This window comes from Rhodococcus sp. BE178 (assembly GCF_050433545.1).
Taxonomy (GTDB): Bacteria; Actinomycetota; Actinomycetes; order Mycobacteriales; family Mycobacteriaceae; genus Prescottella.
In genome coordinates this window covers 1-3,069 of sequence record NZ_JBNPXA010000038.1, presented here as the reverse complement: position 1 = coordinate 3,069, position 3,069 = coordinate 1, and the positions used below count along the sequence as shown (strand labels likewise).

The following is a 3,069-nucleotide window of genomic DNA, read 5'->3' as shown; positions in this document are numbered from 1 at the left end:
GGATCAATCCCCGCCCGCTCGACCGCCTCCCACGACACCTCCAACATCAACCGCTGCTGCGGATCCATCGCCAACGCCTCACGCGGCCCGATCCCAAAGAAACCCGCATCGAAATCACCGGCCCCATAAAGGAACCCACCCTCACTCGCATAACTCGTCCCCGGCACATCAGGATCCGGATCGAACAACCCCTCCAAATCCCAACCACGATCCACCGGGAAACCACCGATCCCATCACCCCCCTCAGCCACCAACGACCACAAATCCTCCGGCGACCGCACCCCACCCGGATAACGACACCCCATCCCCACGACCACAATCGGATCCTCCGCAGCATCGGCGAGTCCGGTTGCAGTAGAAGCTGATCCGGGTTCGGGTTCGGGTGCGTGGGCGGGTTCCGATTGTGTCATCCGGAGTAGGTGGTCAGCGACGGCGGCCGGTGTCGGGTGGTCGAACACGAGTGTCGAGGGCAGGGTCGTTCCGACCGCTCGGGACAGACGGTTGCGCAGCTCGACCCCGGCGAGGGAGTCGAAACCCTGCTCGATGAACGGCTGGTCGGCTTCGACCTGGTCGGCCGAATCGTGCCCAAGGACCGCCGCGGCGACCTCCCGGACCATGCCGAGGATCCGCCCGGCTTGTTCCTGCGGCGACAGTCCGGCCACCAGTCGTTCCAACGATCCGGTGCCGCCGGCGCGTTCGACGCGTCGGACAGTGACCATGTCCCGCAGCACCGTCGGCAACGCCTGTCCTGCCCGCGTCTGGGAGGCCAACGCCCCCACATCGAACCGGGCCGGAACGACCGCCGCCTCGGACACTGTCATCGACTGGTCGAAGAAGGCCAGACCCTCGGCCTCGCTCAGGCCGAGGATGCCTCGACGGCCGAGCTGACCGTGATCGACCCGCCCACCCATTCCGTCGTTGTCCCACAGACCCCACGCGAGCGAGAGCGCACGATCACCACCGGCCTGCCGCACGTGCGCCAGCCCGTCGAGGAACGCGTTACCCGCCGCGTAACTCGCCTGCCCTGCATTACCGATCGTCGCAGCCACCGACGAGAACAACACGAACGCCGAAAGATCACTACCCGTCGTCAACTCGTGCAGATTCCACGCACCGTCGACCTTCGGGGCCAGCACCGCCTCGAGTCGTTCGGTGGTGATCGACTCGACGATTCCGTCGTCGAGGACACCCGCCGCATGCACCACCGCACGCAACGGCCGATCGTCTGGAATCGCCGCCAACACCGCAGCCAACGACACCCGATCCGTCACATCACACGCCACCAACTCCACATCGGCCCCGAGCTCACGAAGATCGGCCACCAACTCGCCCGAACCCGCCGCCGCGGACCCCTGACGGCTGAGCAGCAACAACCGCCGAACCCCGTGCCCGACCACCAGATGCCGCGCCAACACCGCACCCAGACCACCGGTAGCACCGGTCAACAACACCGTCCCGTCACCCACATCGAACGACGAACCGACGGCATCACCGGGCTCCCCGGTGACCGTCTGCGCCTTCGCCAGTCGCGGCACGAAACCCTCGCGCCCACGAACAGCGACCTCCGGCTCACCGGCCGAGACCGCGCCCGACAACACCTCGACCACACCGGCGTCAGCGTCCGCATCGGGGTCGATGTCGACCAGAGCGAACCGGCCCGGATGCTCCGATGCCGCCGCCCGCACCAGACCCCACACAGCAGCACCTGCCACATCGCAGGCACCACCACCAGCGGGGACGGCGCCGGCCGTCACCACCGCCAACATCGAATCGGCCAACCGCTCATCAGCAAGCCACGCCTGCACCTGCGCCAGCACTCCGCCGACCACACCGCGCACACCACCAGCACCGTCCGCAGCGGCGGTGGTGGTGGTGGTGCAGTCCAGGGCCACGACCGCCGGCACCACCGCGCCCGCAGCCACCGCCTCGGACAACTCGGCCACACCAGCGAACACCCCAGCACCGGACCCGCCGAACCCGGCGGCAACCACACCGGAGCCGACCACAGCGCCCATCGACACCGAACCGGTCAGCGTCCCCACCGAACGCCAACCCACCACGAACGGAGTGTGTCGGCCCCGAACACCAGTAGCCTCCACCAGCTGACCCGCCGACGCCGCCCGCAACACCAACGACTCCACCGACACCACAAGCTCCCCGCCGGCATCCTCCGCCACCAACGACACAGCCCCGTCACCGGCCACCACCACACGCACCCGCACAACCGAACCGTCACCAACACCCACACGCACCCCAGACCACGCAAACGGCATCTGCGTGCTGCGGGCGTCGTCGAGGAAGAGCGGATGTAGTGCGCTGTCGATCAGGGCAGGAGCGAGAGCGAAGGGGAGATTCTCGACTTCCGCCGGGACGGCGACCTCGGCGAACAACTCACCGTGGTCGCCGCGCCACACTGCGCGCAACCCCTGGAACGCGGGTCCGTAGTAGTACCCCAGCTCGGCCGTGCGGTCGCGTACTCGATCGACGGCGATCTCCACGGCACCTCGGGGTGGCCATACTCCGAGCTGCGACCGGTGTGCCTCCACGTGGCTGTCCACGGAGATCCACCCGGTAGCGTGCCGAATCCAGTCGGACGCCGGCCGGCCGGTCAGATCGGTCAGCGAACGCGAGTAGACGGCAAACTCGCGTCGACCCGATGCGTCGGCACCGGAGATCGCGACCTGCAGCTGCCGCTCGACGTCGTCTTCGAGGGCAAGCGGTGCCTCGAGCGTCAGGTCGTCGACGACATCGGCTCCGACCTCACGCGCCGCCGCGAGAACAAGATCGACGAAAGCGGTTCCGGCCATCACCGTGACGCCGTGCACCACATGGTCGCGCAGCCATTCCTGCCGTGTGAAGGACAGCTTCCCGGTGAACAACCGGCCGCCGTCACCGGCGGTTGCGGTGGTGGCCGACAGCAGCGGATGGCTCGCCTCGTCGAGGCCCGCTTCTTCGAGACCGGCACCCGTCCCGCTGGTGAGGGTGAGCCAGTAGTTCTGGTGTTGGAACGGATACGTCGGGGGAACTACCGCCGTCGCGGTGATGGTGGTCGCGGGTGGGGTGATCTCG

General features: G+C 67.9%; 1 protein-coding gene. It reads right to left on the bottom strand.

Going from position 1 to position 3,069, the window contains the following annotated elements:
* Positions 1-3,069, bottom strand: a 3,069-nt coding sequence (locus tag J2X34_RS28385) for an SDR family NAD(P)-dependent oxidoreductase (RefSeq protein ID WP_429520354.1), incomplete at both ends; no start/stop codon positions are given.